Source organism: Proluteimonas luteida (assembly GCF_021191695.1).
Lineage (GTDB): Bacteria > Pseudomonadota > Gammaproteobacteria > Xanthomonadales > Xanthomonadaceae > Luteimonas > Luteimonas luteida.
The window spans coordinates 167192-189745 of the sequence record NZ_JAIWPT010000004.1; the positions used below are offsets into that span (position 1 = coordinate 167192).

Here is a 22554-nt window from a genome sequence, read left to right on the forward strand (position 1 = left end):
ATGGGCGCGAAAGGGCGATGCGTGCACCCTGCCCCGGCGATGAAAACGGTTTCAACAATCGCCGGCACAGGCGTATCGTTATCCGGTGTCATCCATCCTCTGAAAGGTCCCCACCATGTTCCGCAACCTCGCCCTCGCGCTCGCCGTGACGGCGGCGTGTTCCGCCGTCCCGCTTTCCGCGCAGCAACTCGACTACAGCAACCAGCAGAGCTGGCAATCAGTACACGACCAGTCGCAGTCCCCGATCGACATCCAGACCAGCCTGGCCGAGCCTGCCGATCCCGATGAAACCCACGACATCGTCTTCCGCAACACCGAGGCGGCCGGCCTGAAGGTCGTCGACAACGGCCACGCGGTCGAGATCGAGGTCCAGGGTCCCGACGCCTTGATCCGCGGCCGGCATTTCGAACTGGCGCAGATCCACTTCCATGCCGCCAGCGAGCACACCATCGACGGCGAGAGCTTCCCGCTCGAAGGCCACTACGTGTTCCGCGCGAAGGACGGCCGCCTGGCCGTGGTCGGCGTGATGTACCGCGAAGGCGCCCCCAACAAGATGGCCGGCGAAGTGCTCGAAGCGCTTGCCGATGCCGACGAGGGCGAGATCGAACACGAGGACATCGCCGCGATGCTGCCGTCGGTGAGGAGCTACCACCACTACCTCGGTTCGCTGACCACGCCGCCGCTGACCGAGAACGTCGAGTGGTACGTGCTCGACCAGCCGGTGACGCTATCGGCCGAGCAGATCCACGGCTTCGAGAAGCGCTACAGCCGCAACAACCGCGTGGTCCAGCCGCTCAACGGCCGCCCGCTGATCCACGCTGCAGTGCAGCACTGATCCATCCCCGGCACGCCGCGACGCCACCCCGGGGGCGCGTCGCGGCGGCCGTACTACAATGCGCGCCCGCTTCCGGCACTGGAGTCTGCATGCGCGCATTTTCCCTGGGCGAAGACATCGACGCGCTGCGTGACGCGGTGCGCCGCTTCGCCGATGCCGAGATCGCGCCGCGGGCCGCGTCGATCGACCACGACAATGCCTTTCCGCAGGACCTGTGGCCGAAACTCGGCGAACTGGGCCTGCTCGGCATGACCGTGCCCGGCGAATACGGCGGCAGCGACATGGGCTACCTCGCGCACCTGGTCGCGATGGAGGAAGTCTCGCGTGCGTCCGGTTCGGTCGGGCTCAGCTACGGCGCGCATTCCAACCTGTGCGTGTCCAACCTGTACGCCAACGGCAACGACGCGCAGCGCGCGAAGTACCTGCCCAGGCTGTGCAGCGGCGAGTGGAAGGGCGCGCTGGCGATGAGCGAGCCGGGCGCGGGCTCGGACGTGGTCGGTTCGATGGCGTGCCGGGCCGAGCGCCGCGGCGACGTCTGGATCGCCAACGGCAACAAGATGTGGATCACCAACGGCCCCGAGGCCGACGTGCTGATCGTCTACATGCGCACCGCCGGCAGGGACGCGGGCAGCCAGTGCATGACCGCGTTCCTGGTCGAGAAGGGCATGCCCGGTTTCCGCACCGCGCAGAAGCTCGACAAGCTCGGCATGCGCGGCTCCAACACCTGCGAGCTGGTGTTCGAGGACTGCGAGATCCCGGCCGGGAACGTGCTCGGCGAGGTCCACCAGGGCGTGCGTGTGCTGATGCGCGGCCTCAACACCGAGCGCCTGGTGCTCAGCGGCGGCCCGCTGGGCCTGATGCAGGCCGCACTCGACATCGCCCTGCCCTACGTGCGCGAGCGCCGCCAGTTCGACGCGGCCATCGGCACGTTCGGCATCATGCAGGCCAAGATTGCCGACATGTACACCGCGTTGCAGTCCAGTCGCGCGTTCGCCTACCAGATCGCCCGCGACTACGACGACGGCCGCAACTCGCGCGTCGATGCCGCCAGCTGCCTGCTGCACGCATCGGAATCGGCGGTGCGGGTCGCACTGGAGGCGATCCAGACCCTCGGCGGCAACGGCTACATCAACGAGTACCCGACCGGCCGCCTGCTGCGCGACGCCAAGCTCTACGAGATCGGCGCCGGCACCAACGAGATCCGGCGCATGCTGATCGGACGCGAACTGTTCCAAGACAAGTAGCCGCGGCCAAAGGCCGCGACCGATGCCCCTCGCCCGCCTCGAGAGAGAGGCTGTCTCTTTACCACATCTCCTGAATAGGGATTTTCGCTTCCCCCCGCGCGTGGGGCATTGCGCCCTTTACGGATGGAAGGTGCCCGAAGGACGGACGGGGGCGTGCAGAAGACGCAAAAATCGCCCTCATCCGGCGCTTCGCGCCACCTTCTCCCGCTTGCGGGAGAAGGGAAAGGCAGCGATTTCGAGATGTGATAAAGAGACAGGCGGGAGAGGGGGGACCGACCGCAAAGCGGTCGGTGGGGTGAGGGCAACAGATCGCGCCGCGTCAGAATCCCTGCGCAAACCGCAACGACACCATGCGGTCGCTGCCGCGCGGCCCGAAGCGCTGGTCCACGCCCAGCGCCACGCGGCTGTTGCGCGACAGCCAGGACTCGACGCCGATACCGGCCACCCCGCCCGACCGCGCCGGCGACAGGCCCGCCAGCGGTGCCCAGGCATCGACGCCGGTGAAGCTCGCCTGCAGGTCGAATCCGTTCGAGGCCAGGGTCTGCTGCCATTCGCTGTAGCCGTGCAGCGAGAACCACGGCGCGTCGTAGCGGGCGCGCAGCCCGGCGAGCGCCTGGGTGCGGCTCGCATCCCAGCCCGCGGTACGCAGGCCGAAGCCGTTGCCTCCCAGCTCCTCGAAGCCGTCACTGCGCAGGCGCACGTGGTCGGCGCCGAGATACGGCGCGATCTCGCCGTTGCCCAGCCGCCAGCGATAGCCGGCCTCGACCGCGGCGCTGGTGTAGCGCCCCGAGTACTGCGTCGCCACGCCCTGCGCCTCGGCGCCGCCGAACAGCTGGCGCTGCAGGCTGCGGTCGAAACGGCCGCTGCCCAACTGCCCCATCAGATAGCCGTTGCCGAGCATGCGGCCGGCATACAGCTGGCCGAATGCCTGGCGGTCGCGGCTGCGGTCGGCGCTGCCGCGCAACTGGCTGTCGCCGCGCAGTTCGCCGAAGGCCACGCCCGCGACAAGGCCGCCGGCCAGCAGTTGGTCGCGTCCCATGCTCCAGCCGTCGACCGAGAAATCGCCGCCAGCGAAGCCGCCGCTGCCACCCTGCCCCAGCGTCTGCTTCCACGCACCGGTGCCGGCGCCCAGCGCGGCCAGGTCGCCGAAGCGCGAGCCGACCGCGCGCCGCGACATGTCCAGCTGGTCGAGCGTCGCATTGACCGCGGCGCCATGCAGCGCACCCGACAGGCTGTCGAGCGCGGCCAGCGCCTGGAGTTCGGTCGGCAGCCGCTGCAACTCGCCGGCGACGCGGATGAAGCCGTCGGCGATTGGTCCGTCCTCGACCGCCGACTGCCCGTCGATCTGCGTGAACGCCGACTCGACGCGCTCAGCCGACGACAGCGACTGTGCGGTGACGCCGGCGAACGAAGCCACCGCCGTGGTCACCTCCAGCCGGCTGATGTCCAGCCACGCGCTGTCGGCGTCGTAGCCCAGGGTCGCGGTCAACAGCACGCCCGGCCCCTGGGTCAGGCTGTCGAACGTGCCACTACGGCCACCGGCGGCGGTCAGTACCGTCTCGCGCGCCTGCCACGTATAGCCGCTGGCGATGCCGGCGACCTGCAGTTCGCCGGCCAGCGACGCCGTGCCGGTGACCTGCAGCGGCGAGCCGACCTGCCAGGCGAAGCGGCCGCCGCTGGCCTGCTGGAAATTGCCGTCGATGGTGCGCGTGAGCGTGCTGCCGGCGAGCGAGAACGTGCCGCGGTTGAGCAGATCGCCGCCGACGCGCGCGCCGCGCAGTTCCAGCGTTGCGCCGGACTCGACCGTCGCCCTGCCCGGGATCGACGAAGCGAACACCAGCGTGCCGCCTTCGGCGCGCGTCGCGCCATCGAAGCCGGCGTTGCCGTCGAGCCGCAGGGTGCCGCCGCCGCGCTTGACCAGACCGCCGGCACCGGTGATGTCGTTGCCCCAGACGGAGGTGCCGCTGGCGAAATTCGCGGTCACGTCGCCCCAGTCGAACTTCGCCGGCCCCAGTACCGCCTTGCCGACGTCGAGCCGGCCGTAGCCGAACACCGGGTCGACGCCCGGCGCGCCGATGTCGGTCGCGGTGCCGAGGATGGTCTGCCGCACCAGGTCGTTGTCGAAGTACGGAAATGCCTCCCACACCAGCGCCGCGGTGCCCGAGACCAGCGGGGCGGCCAGCGAGGTGCCGGAATAGCGGTAGTACTCGGGCTTGTCCGGCGCATTGTCCTCGCCGGTGACGACCACCGTGCCGGGCGCGACCAGGCAGTAGTGCATCGCCACGCCGCAGGCATTGGAGTAGTCCGCCAGCTGCGTGGTGCTGTCCCGCGCCAGCGCGGACACCGTCAGCCAGCCGCGTTCGAGATCGGCCGCCGGACGGGAGCCGTTGCTGCCCGCCTTGCTGGGCAGCGCCGCGGTGTCGGAGGGATCGTCGAAGCCGGAATTGCCGGAGGCGAACACCACCAGCCCGCCGTGGCTGTTGATGAAGGGCCGGTACTCGGCGGCGATCTGCGCGGTCACGCCGAGGTTGGTCCAGTACAGGCCGCCCCAGGAGTTGTTCATCACCTTGACGCCGCGGTTCATCAGGTCGCGATGGATCGGTTCCAGACCCAGCGGCCCGTTGATCTCGTTGCCGGCACCCGTGCCGTCGTCGTCGGGCGGGGTGTCGCTGATGATCCGCGCCGAGACGATCTCCGCGCCCTGGGCGATGCCGCCGGGCCAGGCGCCGAACGGCTTGCCCGCCGCCGCCTGCGCGACCGCCGTGCCATGGCCGACGACATCGTCGACCGACAGGTTGTTGGTCGCCGGATTGATGTAGGTCAGATTGGCGACCACGCGGTCGCGCAGCGCCGGATGGTCGCGGTTGACGCCGCTGTCGAGGAAACCGATGCGCACGCCCTTGCCGGTCAGGCCCGCCGCGTGCGCGGGTTCGGCGTTGGTGTCGGCCAGGTGGCCGCTGTAGGCCGGATCCGGCGGATACACCACGGTCGGTGGCGGGTCGGGGTTGATGCCCGGCAGCGGCGGCAGCAGCAGGCCGCCGCCGGAGCCGCCGCCGCAGGCGACGAGCGCGGCGGCCAGGGCGCAGGCCAGGGTCGAGCGTCTGGCGACACGTGCGGCATTCCACCCGGGCATCGGATCCATCATTGTTTCTGTCCTCTCTAAGGTCTCGTGCGCATGGCGGCATGCGCGGGCATCCCCTGTCTCCGGCACTTCTATACCCGCAATCGCGCGGTGCCGCCATCGGGGGCGACGCGAGGGGCCGGCCCGGAATGCGCGCCGCGACTTCGGCCGGCCCCGGTGCGATAATCGAACATCCTGTGCAGTCCACCCTTCGGAGTTCCCGTCCCATGACTGACATCGTCATCGTCGGCGCCAAGCGCACCGCCATCGGCTCCATGCTCGGCCAGTTCACCGGCGTACCCACGCCCACGCTCGGCGCGACCGCGATCGCCGCCGCACTCGAACAGTCCGGCATCGCCGGCGACCAGGTCGACGAAGCGATCGTCGGCTGCGTGCTGCCGGCCGGCCTCGGCCAGGCCCCGGCACGCCAGGCCGCGCGCGCGGCCGGCATCGCCGACGCCGCCGGCTGCGTGACGATCAACAAGGTCTGCGGCTCGGGCATGCAGGCGGTGATGTACGCGACCGACCTGATCAAGGCCGGCAGCGCGAAGGTGGTCGTCGCCGGCGGCATGGAGTCGATGACCAACGCACCGCACCTGCTCAACGGCTCGCGCGTGGGCATCCGCTACGGCAGCGCCGAGATGCTCGACCACATGGCCTGGGACGGCCTGACCAACCCCTACGACGGCAAGGCGATGGGCGTGTTCGGCGACGCCGCCGCCAACAAGTACGGCTTCACCCGCGAGGACCTGGACGCCTACTCGATCGAGAGCGCCAAGCGCGCCCGGCATGCGGTCGAGAGCGGCGCGTTCAAGGACGAGATCGCGCCGGTGACGGTCAAGACCCGCAAGGGCGAGGTGGTCGTCGACACCGACGAAGCGCCGGGCCGCATCCAGGTCGACAAGATCCCCACCCTGCGCGCCGCCTTCGGCAAGGACGGGCTGCTGACCGCGGCCAGCTCGTCGAGCATCTCCGACGGCGCCGCCGCGCTGGTGCTGACCTCCGCCGACGAAGCCGGCGCACGCGGCCTCGCGCCGCTGGCGCGGGTGGTCGCCCATGCCCGGCACTCGCAGGAACCGGAGTGGTTCACCACCGCGCCGGTCACCGCGATCCGCAACGTGCTCGACAAGGCCGGCTGGTCTGTCGACGAGGTCGACCTGTTCGAGGTCAACGAGGCGTTCGCCATCGTCGCGATGGCGCCGATCAAGGATCTGGGCATCCCCCACGACCGCCTGAACGTGAATGGGGGCGCACTGGCCCTCGGCCATCCGATCGGCGCCAGTGGCGCGCGTGTCATCGTGACGCTGATCCACGCGCTCAAGGCACGCGGCAAAAAACGCGGCGTGGCGGCCTTGTGCATAGGTGGCGGCGAAGCGACCGCAATTGCCGTGGAAATGGCGTGAAATTCGGTTAACGTGTTTTTTACGGAAATTCCACACACTCCCGCTTGACACCCGTTCGCGGCTTGTCATCATGTCATCGGCGCGCAACAAGCGCGTTGCCCATACTTTCAGACGAGGAAGACAACAATGACGATCAACAAGGCTCTGCTTGCCCTGGCTCTGGGTGTTGCTCTGGCTGCATGCAGCAACGCCGAGCAGGCTGACAGCGCGGCTCAGGGCGCTGCTGACGCCGCAGCCGACGCGCAGATCGCCGCCGACGAGACGACGGATCCGGCCGTGGCCGACACCGCGCAGATCGCCGCTGACGACGCAGCTGCCGCTGCCGACGCTGCTGCCGATGCCGCCGCCGACGCCGCTGCCGCGACCACCCACGAGGGTGCCGAGCACGCTGCCGACGCTGCCGAGCATGCCGAGAAGGCTGCCGAGGACGCTGCGGACGCCGCGGAAGAAGTCGCTCCGTAATTCGTTCGATGGCCTCGGCCATTGCGTGAAACTGGAAAGCCGCCGGTCTCCGGCGGCTTTTCTTTGTTTCCGGCCTGCGTTCCAATGGCGACCAGGCGACCCGCCGCGCCGTCGCCGGCACGATGCCGGCAGTCGTCACCTGCACATTTCCCGGGTCGTGCCATCATGATGGCGGTCACAGTCGTATTCCCACTTCCATCCATCCCGCAAAGGAGCCCCCGCATGAACATCAAGTTGACCACCGCCGCCGCTGTCGCCGTGCTGGCGCTTGCCGCCTGCGGCAACCAGAACGACGCCACCGCCGAACAGGAGCGCAGCGAAGCCGCAGCCGCCGCCGATAGCGCCAGCGCCGCGATTTCCGATGCCGCCCACGAAACCGGCCACGCCATCGAAGAAGGCGCCGATGCCGCTGCCGCCAGCACCTCCGCTGCCGTGCACGACGCCGAAGCCGCCGCTGCCGAGGCCGCGCGCAAGGCCGACGAGGCCGCGAAGGATGCCGCCCAGCGCACCGACACCGCCGCATCGGAAGCCGGCGAGAAGATCGACGCCGCCGCAACCGAGGCTGGCGAAAAGATCGACGCCGCCGCGCGCGATGCCGCCGCCGCAACCGGTCGCGCGACCCAGCGTGCCGGCGAAGCGATCGAGAAGGCCGGCGAGCGCGTCGAGGAAAAGGCCGACAACTGAGTCGACCCGCCGCAGCTTCTCCCAGGGCCCGCCGCAAGGCGGGCTTTTTTTGTTGGCTCGTCGATGCCCGGGAAAGAGCGCGCGCTTCGACCTTTGGCTGATCGGCCCCATGCGGCCGACGCGCGCGGCGTTGCGGATTCGCGAGGTTGGCGTGGCCTCCGCCTACCCGGGCTGATGGGAAATCCCGGCGTCGGGGGCGTTGCCCCGACCTACGATCGAGGCTCCCCGGGAATCGGCGCAGAACCTTTCCGTCGGGCGCCGCACCGCCTGCGCGGACGGTGCGTCTCCGGCTGCATGCCGGCCTGCGCGGCCCGCCCGGCTTCCGTATCCTTGGCGTCTTTCCTCCAGGGTGGACTCCGGATGCCGGCACTGACCTCGCAACTCGACCCGCGCGCCCGGGATTTCCTCGACAACGTGGACTACCACCGGGCACTGGTCGATGAACTGCACCGGCGCCTGGCGCGCGCCGCCGACGGCGGTGGCGAACAGGCGCGCACCCGGCACATCGCGCGCGGCAAGCTGCCGGCGCGCGAGCGCATCACCGCGCTGCTCGATCCAGGCTCGCCGTTCCTGGAGATCGCGCCGCTGGCGGCCGAGGACATGTACGACGACAGCGCGCCGGCGGCCGGCATCGTCGCCGGCATCGGACGGGTGCAGGGGCTGGAGGTGGTGGTCGTCGCCAACGACGCCACGGTCAAGGGCGGCACCTACTTCCCGATGACGGTGAAGAAGCACCTGCGCGCGCAGCAGGTCGCCCGCGAGAACCGCCTGCCCTGCGTCTACCTGGTCGATTCGGGCGGCGCCTTCCTGCCGCTGCAGGACGAGGTGTTCCCCGACCGCGAGCACTTCGGCCGGATCTTCTACAACCAGGCGCGGATGAGCGCGGACAACATCCCGCAGATCGCCGTGGTCATGGGCAGCTGCACCGCCGGCGGCGCCTATGTGCCGGCGATGTGCGACGAGTCGGTGATCGTCCGCGAACAGGGCACGATCTTCCTCGGCGGGCCGCCACTGGTGAAGGCGGCCACCGGCGAGGTCGTCGATGCCGAGGCGCTGGGCGGTGCCGACGTGCATACGTCGGTGTCCGGCGTGGCCGACCACTTCGCCGAGGACGACCGCCACGCACTGCAGATCGCGCGCGACATCGTCGCCAGCCTCAACCGTGGCAAGGCCCTGCCGGTGGCGCTGCGCGCGCCGGCCGAACCCCTCTACCCGGCGGAGGAGCTGTACGGCATCGTGCCGAAGGACACGCGGCGCCCGTTCGACATCCGCGAGGTCATCGCCCGCATCGTCGACGGCAGCCAGTTCCAGGAGTTCAAGGCGCGCTACGGCAAGACCCTGGTCACCGGCTTCGCCCACATCCACGGCTATCCGGTGGGCATCGTCGCCAACAACGGGATCCTGTTCTCGGAGAGTGCGCTCAAGGGCGCGCACTTCATCGAGCTGTGCAACCAGCGCGGGATCCCGCTGGTGTTCCTGCAGAACATCACCGGCTTCATGGTCGGCAGGAAGTACGAGAACGCCGGCATCGCCAAGGACGGCGCCAAGATGGTCACCGCCGTGGCCTGCTCGTCGGTGCCCAAGTTCACCGTGGTCATCGGCGGCAGTTTCGGCGCCGGCAACTACGCGATGTGCGGACGTGCCTACGGGGCACGCTTCCTGTGGATGTGGCCGAACGCGCGCATCAGCGTCATGGGCGGCGAGCAGGCCGCCAGCGTGCTGGCCACGGTTCGCCGCGACGGTATCGAGGCGAAGGGTGGGAGCTGGAGCACGGACGAGGAAGAAGCGTTCAAGGCGCCGATCCGCGACCAGTACGAGACCCAGGGCAGCCCGTGGTACGCCACCGCGCGGCTGTGGGACGACGGCATCATCGACCCGGCCGACACCCGCCGCGTGCTGGGCCTGGCGATCTCGGCCTCGCTCAATGCGCCGATCGCGCCGGCGCGCTTCGGCGTGTTCCGCATGTAGGCCCGCACGACACCGGTTCCGCTGCACCGGTCACAGTCACCATGCCCCATGGGCGTGCTAGTGTCGGCGGCTCCGGCCCCGCTTCAGCGCAACGGCCGGCCGCGCCTTCGCCGGCGCCGCAACCGTCCCGTCACCGACACACGATCCGACCCAAAGAGAGGTAATGCGCGACATGGCCATCTTCCCGCAGTCCGGCACCGCCAAGAAGGACGCCCCGAGCTTCGCCAACGACCTGCCGCCCCCCGCACCGGCACGCGAACCATCGCCGGCGGTGGCGGATTTCGCGCCGGTCACGCACGCCCAGGCGCCGACCCCGCGCCAGGCCGCGGAACCGGCAGCCAAAGAATCGGTGATCGCCGCCGACCTGACCATCGAAGGCAAGATCGAAGGCAGCGGCGACGTCCGCATCGCCGGCAGGTTCAAGGGCGACGTCAACGTGCAGGGCAACCTGACGATCGAGAACGGCGCCAAGCTCAACGGCGGCGTGCGCGCGAAGAAGGTGCTGGTCTCGGGCGAGCTCGAGGGCAACATCGAGTCCGCCTCGCTGGTCGAGCTGCGCGACTCGGCGGTGCTGACCGGCGACCTCAAGGCTGGTTCGCTGACCGTCGCCGCCGGCTCGAAGATCCGCGGCCACATCGAATGCGGCTGGGGCGAGGTCAAGACCGCGTCCGCCGGCAAGACCGGTGGCGACAAGGGCGACAAGACCAGCGACGCCGCCTGAGCATGAGCAGCCGCGCCGGTGCGGCAGGTGCCACGCGCACCTGTCCGCACTGCAAGACCACGATCCTGAAAAGCGCGGCGCGCTGTCCGTCGTGCATGCATTACCTGCGCTTCGACGAGGCCGCCTCCCCGGCCGCGGTCAAGGCGCGGCAGACCACCAGCGCGCTGCATGTCGAAGGCAAGATCCGCCACCCCGACGAGGGTGGCGCGTGGGAGTACGCGGTGGTCGTGGTGATCCGCGACGAGACCGGCAAGGAGATCAACCGCCACGTGGTCGGTGTCGGCGCGCTGTTCGGCGGCGACGAGCGCACGTTCTCGCTGTCGGTGGAGGTCACGCCGACCAACGACATGCGGCGCCCGGCGCGTGCGCCGGTCAAGCGCGGCATCCGTCACTGAGCGGCTGAGAATATTCGCCCGCCGGCTGCGACCGCCGCCGTACGCCCGTGGCGGCGGCATCCGGGCAACCCGCTATCATGGCCGCCCGCCACCCGCCAGCCGCCGCCATGTCCGATGCCCTGACGCTCACCCTCGCCGGCCCCGTCGCCCGCCTGCGGCTGGAACGCAGCGCCCTGCACAATGCCTTCGACGCCGGACTGGTCACGGCCCTGACCGCCGCGCTGCAGGACGTCGGCAACGACCCGCAGGTCCGCGTGCTGGTGCTCGAAGGCGCCGGTGCCTCGTTCTGCGCCGGCGCGGACATCGGCTGGATGCGCGGCATGGCCGATGCCAGCGAGGCCGACAACCGCGAGGACGCGCTCGCGCTGGCCCGGCTGATGCGCCTGCTCGACGAACTGCCCAAACCGACGATCGCCCGCGTCCAGGGCGCGGCGTTCGGCGGCGGCGTCGGCCTGGTCGCCTGCTGCGACATCGCCATCGGCGTGCCCGCGGCGAAGTTCGGCCTGACCGAGAGCCGGCTCGGGCTGCTGCCGGCGGTGATCTCGCCCTACGTCATCGCCGCGATCGGCGCGCGCAACGCGCGGCGCTGGTTCGCCACCGCCGAGGTGTTCGACGCCGCCCAGGCGTACCGCATGGGCCTGTTGCACGAGGTCGTCGAGGCCGACGCGCTCGATGCCGCGGTCGACCGCCAGGTCGCCTTGCTGCTGAAGGCCGGACCGTTCGCCGCGGCCGACGCCAAGCGCCTCGTGCGCGAGGTCGTGGCCGCGACCGACCGCGACCAGCTCGACCACGACAACGCATCGCTGATCGCCGCGATGCGCATCTCGGCCGAAGGCCAGGAAGGCCTGTCGGCCTTCCTCGGCAAACGCAGCCCGACTTGGGTCGAGAGAGCAGATTCGGCCACGGATTGACGCGGATGGACGCGGATCACGGACTGTTGCTGCATTCCGACCTGACCGACCGGGTGCTGCGCGCGTTCTACGACATCTACAACGCATTGGGCCCGGGTTTCCTCGAGAGCGTCTACGAGAACGCGCTGGTCCTTCGGCTACGGGACGACGGAATCGTCGCGCTTCAGCAAGCGCCGGTCGCCGTGTACTACCGTGACACGATCGTCGGCGAGTTCCGCACCGACCTGGCAATCGACGACCGACTCATCATCGAGATCAAAGCCGTTTCCACTCTCACAGGCGCACACGAAGCGCAGTTGCTCAACTACCTGAAAGCCACGCGGCGCCCGGTCGGCCTTCTGCTCAACTTCGGCCCCAAGCCCCAGTTCAAGCGGCGCATCTACACTTCCCCCTCTCCCGCCTTTATCCGCGTTGATCCGCGTCAATCCGTGACCAAATCCGATGTTTGACACCATTCTGATCGCCAACCGCGGCGAGATCGCCTGCCGGATCATCCGCACCGCGCGGCGCCTGGGCGTGCGCACCGTCGCGGTGTACTCCGATGCCGACGCCGACGCGCAGCACGTGCGGCTGGCCGACGAGGCCTGGCCGATCGGCGGGCCGCGGCCGCAGGACTCGTACCTGCGCGGCGACGCGATCCTCGAGGCCGCGCGCGCCAGCGGCGCCCAGGCGATCCACCCCGGCTACGGCTTCCTCAGCGAGAACGCGGACTTCGCCGACGCGGTCGAGGCCGCGGGCCTCGCCTTCATCGGCCCGCCATCGGCGTCGATGCGCAGGATGGGCAGCAAGGCCGGCGCCAAGGACCTGATGGCCGCCGCCGGCGTGCCGGTCGTCCCCGGCTACACCGGCGAGGACCAGTCGCCGGCGCTGCTGGCGCGGGAAGCCGACTGGATCGGCTATCCGCTGATGATCAAGGCCGCGCATGGCGGCGGCGGCAAGGGCATGCGCATCGTGCGCAGCGCGGCGGAATTCCTGCCCAGCCTGGAAAGCTGCCAGCGCGAGGCCGGCAACGCCTTCGGCCGCGACCGGGTGCTGCTGGAGCGCTACATCGAGTCGCCCCGGCACATCGAGATCCAGGTGTTCGGCGACCGCCACGGCCACGTCATCCACCTCGCCGAGCGCGAATGCTCGGCGCAGCGCCGCTACCAGAAGGTGCTGGAGGAATCGCCGTCGCCGTTCCTGACGCCCGCGCTGCGCACAGCGATGGGCGAGGCCGCGGTGCTGGCCGCGCGTGCCATCGATTACGTCAACGCCGGCACGGTGGAGTTCATCGTCGATCCGGCGGGCCCAGGCACCGGTTCCGATGCCGGCAACAACGCGTTCTTCTTCATGGAGATCAACACCCGGTTGCAGGTGGAGCATCCGGTCACCGAGCTGGTCACCGGGCTGGACCTGGTGGAATGGCAACTGCGCGTGGCCGCCGGCGAACCGCTGCCGCTGGCCCAGGACGCCGTCGCCCAGCACGGCCACGCGATCGAGGTGCGCCTGTACGCGGAGGATCCCGATGCCGGCTTCCTGCCCGGTTCCGGGCGGTTGACCCGGCTGCGCCTGCCGCCGCCGTCGGCGCACGTGCGCGTCGACTCGGGCGTCGTCGAAGGCGATACGGTGACGATCTTCTACGACCCGATGATCGCCAAGCTGATCGTCCACGACGCGGACCGCCCGGCCGCCCTCGCCCGCCTGCGCGAGGCGCTGGCCGCCTGCGAGATCGAGGGGCCGAAATCGAACATCGCGTTCCTGGAACAACTCGTGCGGCACCCCGCGGTCGTCGAGGCCAGCATCGACACCGGCTATCTCGACCGCCATCTCGACGAGGTGCTGCCGCCGCCCGCGCCGCCGTCGACCGCCGAGCTCGCGGCTGCCGCGACAGCCACGCTGCTGCAGCAGGAATCGGATGCGCGCGATGCCGCGACACGCGCGCCGGATCCGCATTCGCCGTGGGCCATCGCCGACGGCTGGCGCCTGGGCCATGCCGGCGAACGCCTGCTGGTGCTGCAGCAGCGCGACACGCGCCACGAACTGCACGCCCGCGGCCTGGACGGCAACTACCGGTTGCGCGGCGACGGCGTCGATGTCCGCGTCGATGGCGCGCGCCTGCAGGGCGGCATGCTGTCGCTGCGCGTCGACGGCGTCGGCCATCGTTTCCGTGCCCGGGCCGCCGGCGACCACGTGTCGCTGCACGACGGGCAGCGTCGCTCGCGCTTCGAGCGCGTCGCCCCGTTCCGCTCCGATGCCGCTGCCGAAGGCGCGGGCGATGGCCGGATCCGCGCGCCGATGCCCGGACGCGTGGTGCTGGTCAAGGTCGCAGCCGGCGACAGCGTGGCCGAGGGGCAGGAACTGCTGGTCATGGAAGCGATGAAGATGGAACTGGCGCTGCGCGCCCCGCGCGCCGGCACGATCGCCGAGGTCCGCGTCGAGGCCGGCGCGTTCGTCGACAGCGATGCGGTACTGGCGACCCTCGACGAGGCTCCATGAACGCGCGCATCCGCAGCCTGCGTGCCGCACCGCTCGCGCTGCTGCTGGCCGCGTGCGGCGTCGACGGGAACGGGACGGCCGCGGAAACCGGAGAGGCCTGCGCCGGGATACCGCTTGCCGCCGTGCTGCCCGCCGACCAGGTGATCGGCACGCGGCAGCTGCTGTGGCGCGACTGCAGCGTGCGCACGGTCCGTGCGCGCTACGGCCAGGAGGATGCCGACGGAGGTGGCGACCATTGCACCCTCCGTATCGACGATACCGGCGCCGAAACGCCTGCGGCCACGCAGGCGCTCGGCATGGGCGATGCGGTGGCCCACGTGGATTCGCTGACGCTCAACGTGACGAGGATGAACGTCGACATGCTCGTGGGCGCCAGGGAAGGCTATCTGCAGGAGCCCATGCTGCTCGGCGCGCGGGGCGGCCCGTCGACGCTGCCCGTGGTCGAGCGTCTTTCCAGCGGCGACACCTATGCGATCGCAGTGCCCGCCAGCGGCCAGACGCCCGCGCCCGAGCCGCTGCAGGCGGTAGTTGGCGGGCGTTACGTCCTGGGCATCGCGTGCACCGAGCCGGTCCGCGACCACGACCACGCCGCATCGCTGTATCGTCCCTATGCCACCGCACTCCAACTGGACAGGTTGCCATGAGCCGGATGCCCGCCTCCGTGCGGATCGTCGAGGTGGGCCCGCGCGACGGCCTGCAGAACGAGAAGACCCTCGTCCCCACCGCGACCAAGATCGAACTGATCGACCGGCTCTCGGCCACCGGCCTGCGGACCATCGAGGCGACCAGCTTCGTCAGCCCGAAATGGGTGCCGCAGCTGGCCGACGCCGCCGAGGTGTTCAGCGGAATCGCGCGCCGCGCCGGCATCGCCTACCCGGTGCTGGTGCCCAACGAAACCGGCTACGAACGCGCGCGCGCGGTGGGCGTGGAGGAGATCGCGGTGTTCACCGCCGCGTCCGAGGCGTTCAACCGCACCAACGTCAATGCCTCGATCGACGAATCGCTGCAGCGCTTCGCACCGGTGCTGGCGCGCGCGCGGGCCGACGGCGTGCGCGTGCGCGGCTACGTCTCGACCGTGCTCGGCTGCCCCTACCAGGGCGAGGTGCCGCTGGCCGACGTGGTCCGCGTTTCGCGTACGCTGCATGCAATGGGGTGCTACGAGATCTCGCTGGGCGACACCATCGGCGTCGGCACGCCGGCGCGCGCGCGGGCGATGCTGCGCGCGGTCGCCGCCGAGGTGCCGATGCCGGCACTGGCGATCCATTTCCACGACACCTACGGCCAGGCGCTGGCCAACATCCTCGCCTGCCTCGAGGAAGGCGTGGCGGTGGTCGACGCGGCCGTGGCCGGGACCGGGGGATGCCCGTATGCGCGCGGTGCCAGCGGCAACGTGGCCAGCGAGGACGTGGCCTACATGCTGCACGGCATGGGCATCGACACCGGCATCGACCTCGATGCCCTGGCCGCCACCGGCCGCTGGCTGGCCGGGGTGCTGGGGCGCGAAACCGGCAGCCGGGTCGGCCGGGCCACGGCGCCGGCCGGCGGGGATGCGGCGTGACATGGGCAGCGGGCCGCCAGTCGCCCCGCCCACGGATCCAGCGGACGCGCCGGACGATCCGCAGCGCATCGCCGCCGCGCTCGACCTCGCCTGCCACGACCGCGACCTGCCCGCGCACCTGAAGCGGCTGCTGGCGCAGGCGCGCGACGCGCTGCACGCCACCAGTCGCGACGCACTGGGCGCGCAGCTACGCTACCGCGCGCTGTTCGACGCGGTGCCCGACCCGGTCAGCATCCTCGACGAGCGCGGCACCGTGCTCGACCTCAACCGCGCCGGCATGCGCGCCTACGGCCGCCGCCGCGAGGACATCGTCGGCCAGCCGATCGAGACCCTGAACCCGGACCTGCCGCGCGACCACCTCGCGCCGGTCTGGGGCGCGGTGCGGCGCGGCGAGACCTACGTCATCGAAGTCGCCAACATGCGCGGCGACGGTTCGCGGTTCCCGGTCGAGGTCCACACCGCGGGGTTCCAGCACGACGGCCGGCCGTGCCTGGTCGCGGTCGCCCGCGACCTGAGCCAGCGGCGCGAGGCCGAGGTGCGCTACCGCGAGCTGATGGAGGTCGTCGATTGCGGCATCACGATCCACGATACCGGCGGCCGCTTCATCCACTGCAACTCGGCCGCGATGCGCCTGCTCGGCGCCGGCCAGGATGCCGATCCGGGCGAGATCGCCAATCCCGGCGACTGGGTCGCGGTCCGCGAGGATGGCAGCCAGATGCCGTGGCCGGAACTGCCGCAGGTGCGCGCGCTGCAGACCGGCCGCGTGGTCGAGAGCACGCTGCTGGGCCTCTACCACCGCATGCGCCGGCACCTTTACTGGATGTCGGTGACGGCGGTGCCGCAATTCCCGCCCGGCGGCGACCGGCCGCACCAGGTGCTGTCGCTGTTCAACGACGTCACCACGCTCAAGCGCGACAGCGCCCTGTTCGACCGCGTGCAGGCGCTGGCGCACATCGGCGGCTGGGAACTGGACTGCGGTACCGACGGGCTCTACCTGACCTCCGAATCGGCGCGCATCCTCGGCCAGCGGACGCCACCGCCGACGATGGAGGCCCTGATCGAAACCCTGCTGGTCGCCGACCGCAGGCGCCTGCGCGACGCACTGGGCGAGGCGATGCTCGAGGGCGCCGGTTTCGACCTCGAGCTGCAGGGCCAGCGCGCGGACGGCGGCGGTTTCTGGGTGCGCGCGATCGGCGGGCCGCGCCCCGGCGACCCGGCCGGTTCGCGGCTGGCCGGCACCCTGCAGGACATCGCCCACAGCAAGCGCGACGAGGAGATCCTGCGCGCGCAGGCACGCAACGACCCGCTGACCGGCCTGCTGAACCGCGACGCGATCCTGGCCGAGCTCGAGGCGCGCATGGCCGACCCCGACCGCCCGGCCCCGGCGGTGCTGTACATCGACCTGGACCGCTTCAAGATCGTCAACGACGCGCTGGGCCACAACGCCGGCGACGAACTGCTGGTCTCGGCCGCGCACCGGATCAGCCGCGCGGTCGACGGGCGCGGCCTGATCGCGCGTTTCGGCGGCGACGAGTTCCTGGTCGTCTGCGACGCGGGCGACGATGCCGGCAACGCCGAGCAGGTCGCCAAGGCGATCCTCGATGCGTTCGGCGACGGTTTCCGCTTCGACACCGAGGAGTTCGCGATCACGGCCAGCATCGGCCTGGCCTGCGCGCCCGGCGACGGCGACCGGCCGCAGACCCTGATCCACAACGCCGACGCGGCGATGTACGAGAGCAAGCGCCGCGTGCGCAACGGCTGGCAGGCGTTCACGCCGGCGCTGGCGCAGTCGCAGCAGGACCGGCTGCGGGTCGAGACGCACCTGCGCCGGGCGATCGACCACAACGAGTTCCACCTGGTCTACCAGCCGCAGGTCGAACTGCGGCGCGGGCGCATCGTCGCCGCCGAGGCGCTGATCCGCTGGCGCAACCGCCAGCTGGGTGAAATGCGCCCCGACCATTTCATCGACCATGCCGAAACCAGCGGCGACATCGTGCGCATCGGCAGCTGGGTGCTGCGCGAGGCCTGCCGGCAGGTCGCACGCTGGCGCGACGCGGGCCTGGGCGTGGTCCGCGTCGCGGTCAACGTCTCCTACCGCCAGTTGCTGGGCGAGGACCTGGCCGAGAACGTGCGCGCCGTGCTGGCCGGGTTCGACCTGCCCGGTACCGCGCTGGAACTGGAATTCACCGAGCGCGTGCTGATCGAGGACGCACCCGACACGCTGCACACTTTCGCCCGCCTGCGCGAGATGGGCGTGCTGCTGAGCATCGACGACTTCGGCGAGGGCTACAGCGCGCTGAACTACCTGCGCAGGCTGCCGATCCATGGCCTGAAGCTGAGCCAGCTGTTCGTCGGCGGCGTGCCCGACGACCGCTCCGACGTCGCGGTCTGCCAGGCGGTCGTGGGCATCGCCCGCAGCCTCGGCCTGGGCCTGGTCGCCGAGGGCATCGAATCCGAGGCCCAGCGCCGCTTCCTGCTGGATCTGGGCGTATCGGTCGGCCAGGGCTTCCTGTTCGCACCCGGCCTGCAGGCGGACGAGTTCGCCCGGCGGCTCCGCGACGAGAGCGGCGTGCGCTCCGGCTGAACCTGCACGGGCGGCGGCGGCGCATGCCCGGTTAAACTGGGCGTCCCGCCCTGCTGAGGTCCGCGCATGAAAACCGAATCCGTCCTCGCCATCGTCACCGGCGGCGTTTCCGGCCTCGGCCTGGCCGTCGCCCAGCGGATCGTCGCCGAAGGCGGCAAGGTCGTCCTGTTCGACGTCAACGACGACAAGGGCACCGCGGCCGTCGCCGCGCTCGGCGCCGACAACGCGCGCTACCTGCGCACCGACGTCACCGACGAGGCCGGGGTCGCGGCCAACGTCGAGGCCGCGAAGGCGTTCCTCGGCGGCCTCAACGCCGCGATCAACTGCGCCGGCATCATCGGCGCCGGCCGCGTGCTCGGCCGCGAGGCGCCGATGCCGCTGCAGAACTTCACCACGACCGTGCTGGTCAACCTGGTCGGCAGTTTCAACGTGGCCAAGGCCGCGGCCGCGGTGATCCAGCACAACGAGGCCGGCGAAGACGGCGAGCGCGGCGTGATCGTCAACACCGCGTCGGTGGCCGCGTACGAGGGCCAGATCGGCCAGGCCGCGTATTCGGCATCGAAGGGCGGCATCGTGGGCATGACCCTGCCGATGGCGCGCGAGCTCGCGCGCTTCGGCATCCGCGTCAACACCATCGCGCCCGGCGTCTTCTGGACCCCGATGGTCGACGGCATGCCGGAGGAGGTGCAGAAGTCGCTGTCGGCGTCGATCCCGTTCCCGGCGCGCCTGGGCCGGCCGGAGGAATTCGCCGATCTCGTGGCCTACGTCCTCGGCAACCGCTACCTCAACGGCGAGACGATCCGCCTCGACGGCGCGGTGCGGCTGGCGCCGAAGTAGGAGCCGTGATTGGTGATTCGGGATTCGTGATTCGGCAAAGCGAACCCCGGCACCAGTCCAGCTTTTCCGAATCACCAATCACCAATCACCAATCCCGAACCCAATGAAAGCCTACGACGTCAAGAAAGGAAACGTGGTCGAACACAACGGCAGCGTGTACCAGGTGCGCGACATCGAGCGCAGCTCGCCGCAGGGCCGCGGCGGCAACGTGCGCTTCCGCTTCACCATGTACAGCGTACCCGGCGGCAACAAGACCGATGCCAGCTTCGACGGCGACGACGAACTGCGCGAGGTCGACCTCGCCCGCCGCCAGGCCAGCTTCTCGTACAAGGACGGCGACGCGTTCGTGTTCATGGACGACGAGGACTTCACCCCGTACACGCTCGATGCCGACGTCGTCGGCGATGGCGCCGGCTACATCACCGACGGCCTGGCCGGCTGCTTCGTGCAGGTCATCGACGAGGCACCGGTCGGCCTGCAGCTGCCGCAGAGCGTGGTGCTGGAGGTCGTCGATACCCCGCCCGAGCTCAAGGGCGGCACCGCGACCAAGCGGCCGAAACCTGCCCGGCTCAGCACCGGCATCGAGATCCAGGTGCCCGAATACATCACCAACGGCGAGCGGGTCTGGGTCAACACCACGACCGGCGAGTTCGGCGGCCGCGCGGACTGAAGTCCGTGCCTCCGTGGCCGGTACGCGACGACACGTCGGAGCACACCGGGACGGCATGATCCGTCCCCGCTCCTGCCGGCAGGAGCGGTCGCGTCGCGGGCGCGGGTGAGGGCCGGTCCCGTGCCGGCTACGGCGCGCCGCCCGAAGGACCGCTCCCGTCCTGTTCCCGGGCCAGCATCCGCAGGCGCTCGCCCAGCAGTGCGAGGTTGGCCTCGCCGTCGTCGAGCGCGGTGCGGCGCTCGCGCGACAGCAGGGGACGCGCCTGCTGTTCCAGCGTCGTGCCCAGGCCGTGCAGTGCCCGGCCTCGGGCGTCGACCCGGGCACGCAGCAGCGCGCGCTCCTGCGCCTGCGGCAGGCCGTAGCCGTCGACGCCGGCCAGCAGTGTCGCCGGGCGTGCCAGTTCGCCGCCCGCAGCCAGCATCGCCTGCAGCGACGCGGCCGTCGCCCCGGCCGCATCCGGCGTCGCAGCGTCGTACCGGTCGCCGCGGGCCCGCAGCAGCCGGCGCTTGAGCTCGTCGCGCGCCAGCAGCTGCTGGCGACGCTGCGCCCCTTCCTCCAGCACCAGCAGCGCGGACGCGGCGCGCAGGTCGTCGACGTCCTCGATCCATGGCCGCCGGCGCGCGGGCGCCAGCGCCAGCCAGTCGCCGGCGTCGGCCTGCGGCAGCCCCAGCGCCTGCCGGGCGACGTCGTACATGGACGCATGCAGGCTGGCGGCGGAGTCGAAATAATGGCCGAGCCGGCGCGCGCGCCCGATGTCGTCGAGCACCGCGGTATCGGCGATGCCCTGCCGCTGCAGCCGCCGCAGCAGGCCGTTCGGGGTGATGCTGCGCAGCGGCAGCGCGCCGAGCCGGGGCACGCCGGCATGCAGCAGTTTCCAGGTCTCGACCGCGCAATTGTTGCCGACGAAGTAGTAGCGGCCGTCGTAGCCCCAGTGCACCTCGGCGGCGCGGGCCAGCAGCGCGGCGATCTCGTCGTCGCCCAGCCGCAGCGGGATCGACTGCAGCGCGCGCAGTTCGACCCGGGTGTATTCGTCGACGACCTGCTGCAGCGGCAGCACGAACAGCCGCGAGGGGTAGCGCCCGGTCAGGCCGCGCCAGCTGGAGATCTGCACGTCGTCGACGAACGCACGGAACGACAGCACCCGGTGGTGGTCGAGGTCGAGCCGGCAGTCGGGACCACGCGGCCGCCCCGGCGCGCACACCACCAGCCGCAGCATCACGTGGCCCCAGCGGCTCATCGGCCGTTCGTTGCCTTCGGCCAGCAGGTATTCGACGGCATGCACCCGCGCCGGATCCAGTTCCAGCAGCGCCGCGGACGCAGGCGCTGCATCGGCGACCGCCTCGACATAGGCCAGTCCGGGCGCGCAGGCGGCCGCATCCGGCGCCCAGCCGAAGTGCGCGGCGAAGTGCGCATGCAGCAGCGGACGCCGGCAGGCATAACCGGGATCGAGCAGGAAATGCTCGAGGTTGACCGCGACGAACTCGGCCGGCGAGCGCAGCTCCCACAGGTCGGGACTGCGCGCGTCGAAGTCGTTGCGGCGTACGCGCGTGCCCGCGCGCAGCGGCCGCACCGGCCAGCCGGCAAGGTCGCGCAGCCGCGGGTCGCGCGACAGACCGCCCTGCGGCGAGCGGTCGTGGACATGGGCCAGTTCGTGCAGCAGCGCGGCCAGTGCCGGCCGCGCGCGCGGGTCGTCGGGCGTGGCGGTGCCGTCGGCGACCGCGGCCATCCAGTCCGCCAGCAGGGCGCGCTGCAGCACGATGCGGCCACCGTGCACGCGGCCATGCACGTCGCCCGGCAGGTCGTCGCGCCAGCCGATCGTCACCGGCGGCAGGCCCGCGCCATCGCGCAGGGCCGGCGGCAACCGCGCCGCTGCGGTTTCGACCAGCCGTTGCGTGGCCGCCAGCTCGGCGCCGTCGAGCCCGGCGGCATCGAGTCCATGGCCATCGATCCGCCACGGCGCTTCCGCAGCGGCCGGCAGTGCCCAGCCCAGCGCCGCCAGCAGCGGTACGCACGATATCGCGACGCGCAGCCGGCGCATCACCGGTTCAGAGGGTCAGCAGGTGCCGCGCCAGCTGGCGGTCGCCGATCGCCAGCGCCTGCGGATCCTCCGCGCGAAGCCGGCGCAGGGCCGCGTCCAGGCGCGCGCTGCGCATGCGGCCATCGCTGGCGACGAAGGCGGCGGCATCCGCGCGCGCACGCGCCTGCCACCTGAAGTCCCCAGGATCCATGCTCGATACGCTGGTGACGTAGCTGCTGTTCTCCGCGGCCACCGGGCCGGCCGCCAGCACGCCCGCCAACCGCAGCCACGCCAGCGCGCGGCGGTGGCGGAGACGCGCGCTCACCGCGCCAGGATCGCGCGCGCCAGCTGCAGGTCGCTGGCCAGCCCGACGTCGGGGTCCTGTTCGCGCAGCAGCTGCAGCGCGGCCTCGAGCCGCGCGGTGCGCAGCTGGCCGGCGCTGGCGACGAAGCCGGCCGCATCCTCGCGCGCCTGCACGATGCGCTTGTCGTTGCCCGAGGTCGAAGCCGACGAGGCCGACGAGGCCGAGGAACCGGCGGAGGCCCCCTGGGCGGTCGTGCCGGCGAAGCTGCTGGCCAGCAGCGGCGCGCTGGCGAGGGCCAGCAGCGCGGAGATCGACAGGGTCGGCATGAGGCGAGGCATACACGGGCTCCGGGCGTGACGATGGCG

At 71.1% G+C, this 22554-nt stretch carries 20 protein-coding genes; 16 read left to right on the forward strand and 4 right to left on the reverse strand.

Annotated features, from left to right (window positions below; translation table 11 throughout):
• Window positions 1-115 precede the first annotated feature (115 nt).
• Both LDO26_RS05565 and LDO26_RS05570 read left to right on the forward strand, forming a co-directional pair.
• The gene (locus LDO26_RS05565; protein ID WP_232130079.1) at window positions 116-835 is read left to right on the forward strand and encodes a carbonic anhydrase family protein; all 720 of its coding nucleotides are present in this window, start codon (window positions 116-118) and stop codon (window positions 833-835) included.
• Window positions 836-924: 89 nt separating this feature from the next.
• Entirely contained in the window at window positions 925-2079 is a 1155-nt protein-coding gene (locus LDO26_RS05570) for an isovaleryl-CoA dehydrogenase (RefSeq protein ID WP_232130080.1), read from the forward strand.
• A 319-nt stretch (window positions 2080-2398) separates the two neighbouring features.
• On the opposite strand, the gene LDO26_RS05575 is transcribed toward LDO26_RS05570, so the two are convergent.
• Complete coding sequence (locus LDO26_RS05575) at window positions 2399-5221, reverse strand: S8 family serine peptidase (RefSeq protein WP_232130081.1); 2823 nt, start codon at window positions 5219-5221, stop codon at window positions 2399-2401.
• Window positions 5222-5427: 206 nt separating this feature from the next.
• Here LDO26_RS05575 and LDO26_RS05580 point away from each other — a divergent pair, with 206 nt between their 5' ends.
• From LDO26_RS05580 to yeiP, 14 genes are all read left to right on the forward strand, one after another.
• The gene (locus tag LDO26_RS05580; RefSeq protein WP_232130082.1) at window positions 5428-6603 is read left to right on the forward strand and encodes a thiolase family protein; all 1176 of its coding nucleotides are present in this window, start codon (window positions 5428-5430) and stop codon (window positions 6601-6603) included.
• A gap of 126 nt (window positions 6604-6729) precedes the next feature.
• Window positions 6730-7065 (forward strand): hypothetical protein, encoded by a 336-nt coding sequence (locus LDO26_RS05585; RefSeq protein ID WP_232130083.1) that lies wholly within the window; start codon window positions 6730-6732, stop codon window positions 7063-7065.
• A gap of 222 nt (window positions 7066-7287) precedes the next feature.
• Window positions 7288-7749: a hypothetical protein gene (locus tag LDO26_RS05590; RefSeq protein ID WP_232130084.1), complete on the forward strand. Its 462-nt coding sequence runs from the start codon at window positions 7288-7290 to the stop codon at window positions 7747-7749.
• Between the two features lie 360 nt (window positions 7750-8109).
• Window positions 8110-9717 (forward strand): carboxyl transferase domain-containing protein, encoded by a 1608-nt coding sequence (locus LDO26_RS05595; RefSeq protein ID WP_232130085.1) that lies wholly within the window; start codon window positions 8110-8112, stop codon window positions 9715-9717.
• A gap of 172 nt (window positions 9718-9889) precedes the next feature.
• Window positions 9890-10438: a polymer-forming cytoskeletal protein gene (locus tag LDO26_RS05600; protein WP_232130086.1), complete on the forward strand. Its 549-nt coding sequence runs from the start codon at window positions 9890-9892 to the stop codon at window positions 10436-10438.
• A 2-nt stretch (window positions 10439-10440) separates the two neighbouring features.
• On the forward strand, window positions 10441-10833 hold the full coding sequence (locus LDO26_RS05605; RefSeq protein WP_232130087.1) for a hypothetical protein: 393 nt from the start codon (window positions 10441-10443) through the stop codon (window positions 10831-10833).
• Between the two features lie 107 nt (window positions 10834-10940).
• Window positions 10941-11744, forward strand: a complete 804-nt coding sequence (locus LDO26_RS05610; RefSeq protein ID WP_232130088.1) for an enoyl-CoA hydratase-related protein — start codon at window positions 10941-10943, stop codon at window positions 11742-11744.
• A gap of 5 nt (window positions 11745-11749) precedes the next feature.
• Window positions 11750-12193 carry a GxxExxY protein gene (locus tag LDO26_RS05615; RefSeq protein WP_232130089.1) on the forward strand — a complete coding sequence of 148 codons (444 nt, stop codon included), beginning with the start codon at window positions 11750-11752 and terminating at the stop codon, window positions 12191-12193.
• A complete protein-coding gene (locus LDO26_RS05620; protein WP_232130090.1) occupies window positions 12186-14219 on the forward strand; it encodes an acetyl-CoA carboxylase biotin carboxylase subunit in 2034 nt (677 codons plus the stop codon). The genes LDO26_RS05615 and LDO26_RS05620 overlap by 8 nt, the downstream gene beginning before the upstream one ends.
• Window positions 14216-14863 (forward strand): hypothetical protein, encoded by a 648-nt coding sequence (locus tag LDO26_RS05625; RefSeq protein WP_232130091.1) that lies wholly within the window; start codon window positions 14216-14218, stop codon window positions 14861-14863. The genes LDO26_RS05620 and LDO26_RS05625 overlap by 4 nt, the downstream gene beginning before the upstream one ends.
• A gap of 5 nt (window positions 14864-14868) precedes the next feature.
• Window positions 14869-15777 (forward strand): hydroxymethylglutaryl-CoA lyase, encoded by a 909-nt coding sequence (locus LDO26_RS05630; RefSeq protein ID WP_232130153.1) that lies wholly within the window; start codon window positions 14869-14871, stop codon window positions 15775-15777.
• Window position 15778: 1 nt separating this feature from the next.
• Window positions 15779-18361: a sensor domain-containing protein gene (locus LDO26_RS05635; RefSeq protein WP_232130092.1), complete on the forward strand. Its 2583-nt coding sequence runs from the start codon at window positions 15779-15781 to the stop codon at window positions 18359-18361.
• A gap of 66 nt (window positions 18362-18427) precedes the next feature.
• Window positions 18428-19198 carry an SDR family oxidoreductase gene (locus LDO26_RS05640; protein WP_232130093.1) on the forward strand — a complete coding sequence of 257 codons (771 nt, stop codon included), beginning with the start codon at window positions 18428-18430 and terminating at the stop codon, window positions 19196-19198.
• Window positions 19199-19301: 103 nt separating this feature from the next.
• A complete protein-coding gene (gene yeiP / locus LDO26_RS05645; protein ID WP_232130094.1) occupies window positions 19302-19868 on the forward strand; it encodes an elongation factor P-like protein YeiP in 567 nt (188 codons plus the stop codon).
• A gap of 127 nt (window positions 19869-19995) precedes the next feature.
• Here yeiP and LDO26_RS05650 read toward each other — a convergent pair whose 3' ends face one another.
• Genes LDO26_RS05650 through LDO26_RS05660 form a run of 3 tightly spaced genes read right to left on the reverse strand, consistent with a single transcriptional unit; the run spans window position 19996 to window position 22527 of the window.
• Entirely contained in the window at window positions 19996-21906 is a 1911-nt protein-coding gene (locus tag LDO26_RS05650; RefSeq protein WP_232130095.1) for a DUF7844 domain-containing protein, read from the reverse strand.
• A gap of 7 nt (window positions 21907-21913) precedes the next feature.
• On the reverse strand, window positions 21914-22210 hold the full coding sequence (locus LDO26_RS05655) for a DUF2388 domain-containing protein (RefSeq protein ID WP_343226159.1): 297 nt from the start codon (window positions 22208-22210) through the stop codon (window positions 21914-21916).
• Entirely contained in the window at window positions 22207-22527 is a 321-nt protein-coding gene (locus LDO26_RS05660) for a DUF2388 domain-containing protein (protein ID WP_435594038.1), read from the reverse strand. The genes LDO26_RS05655 and LDO26_RS05660 overlap by 4 nt, the downstream gene beginning before the upstream one ends.
• Window positions 22528-22554: the final 27 nt, after the last annotated feature.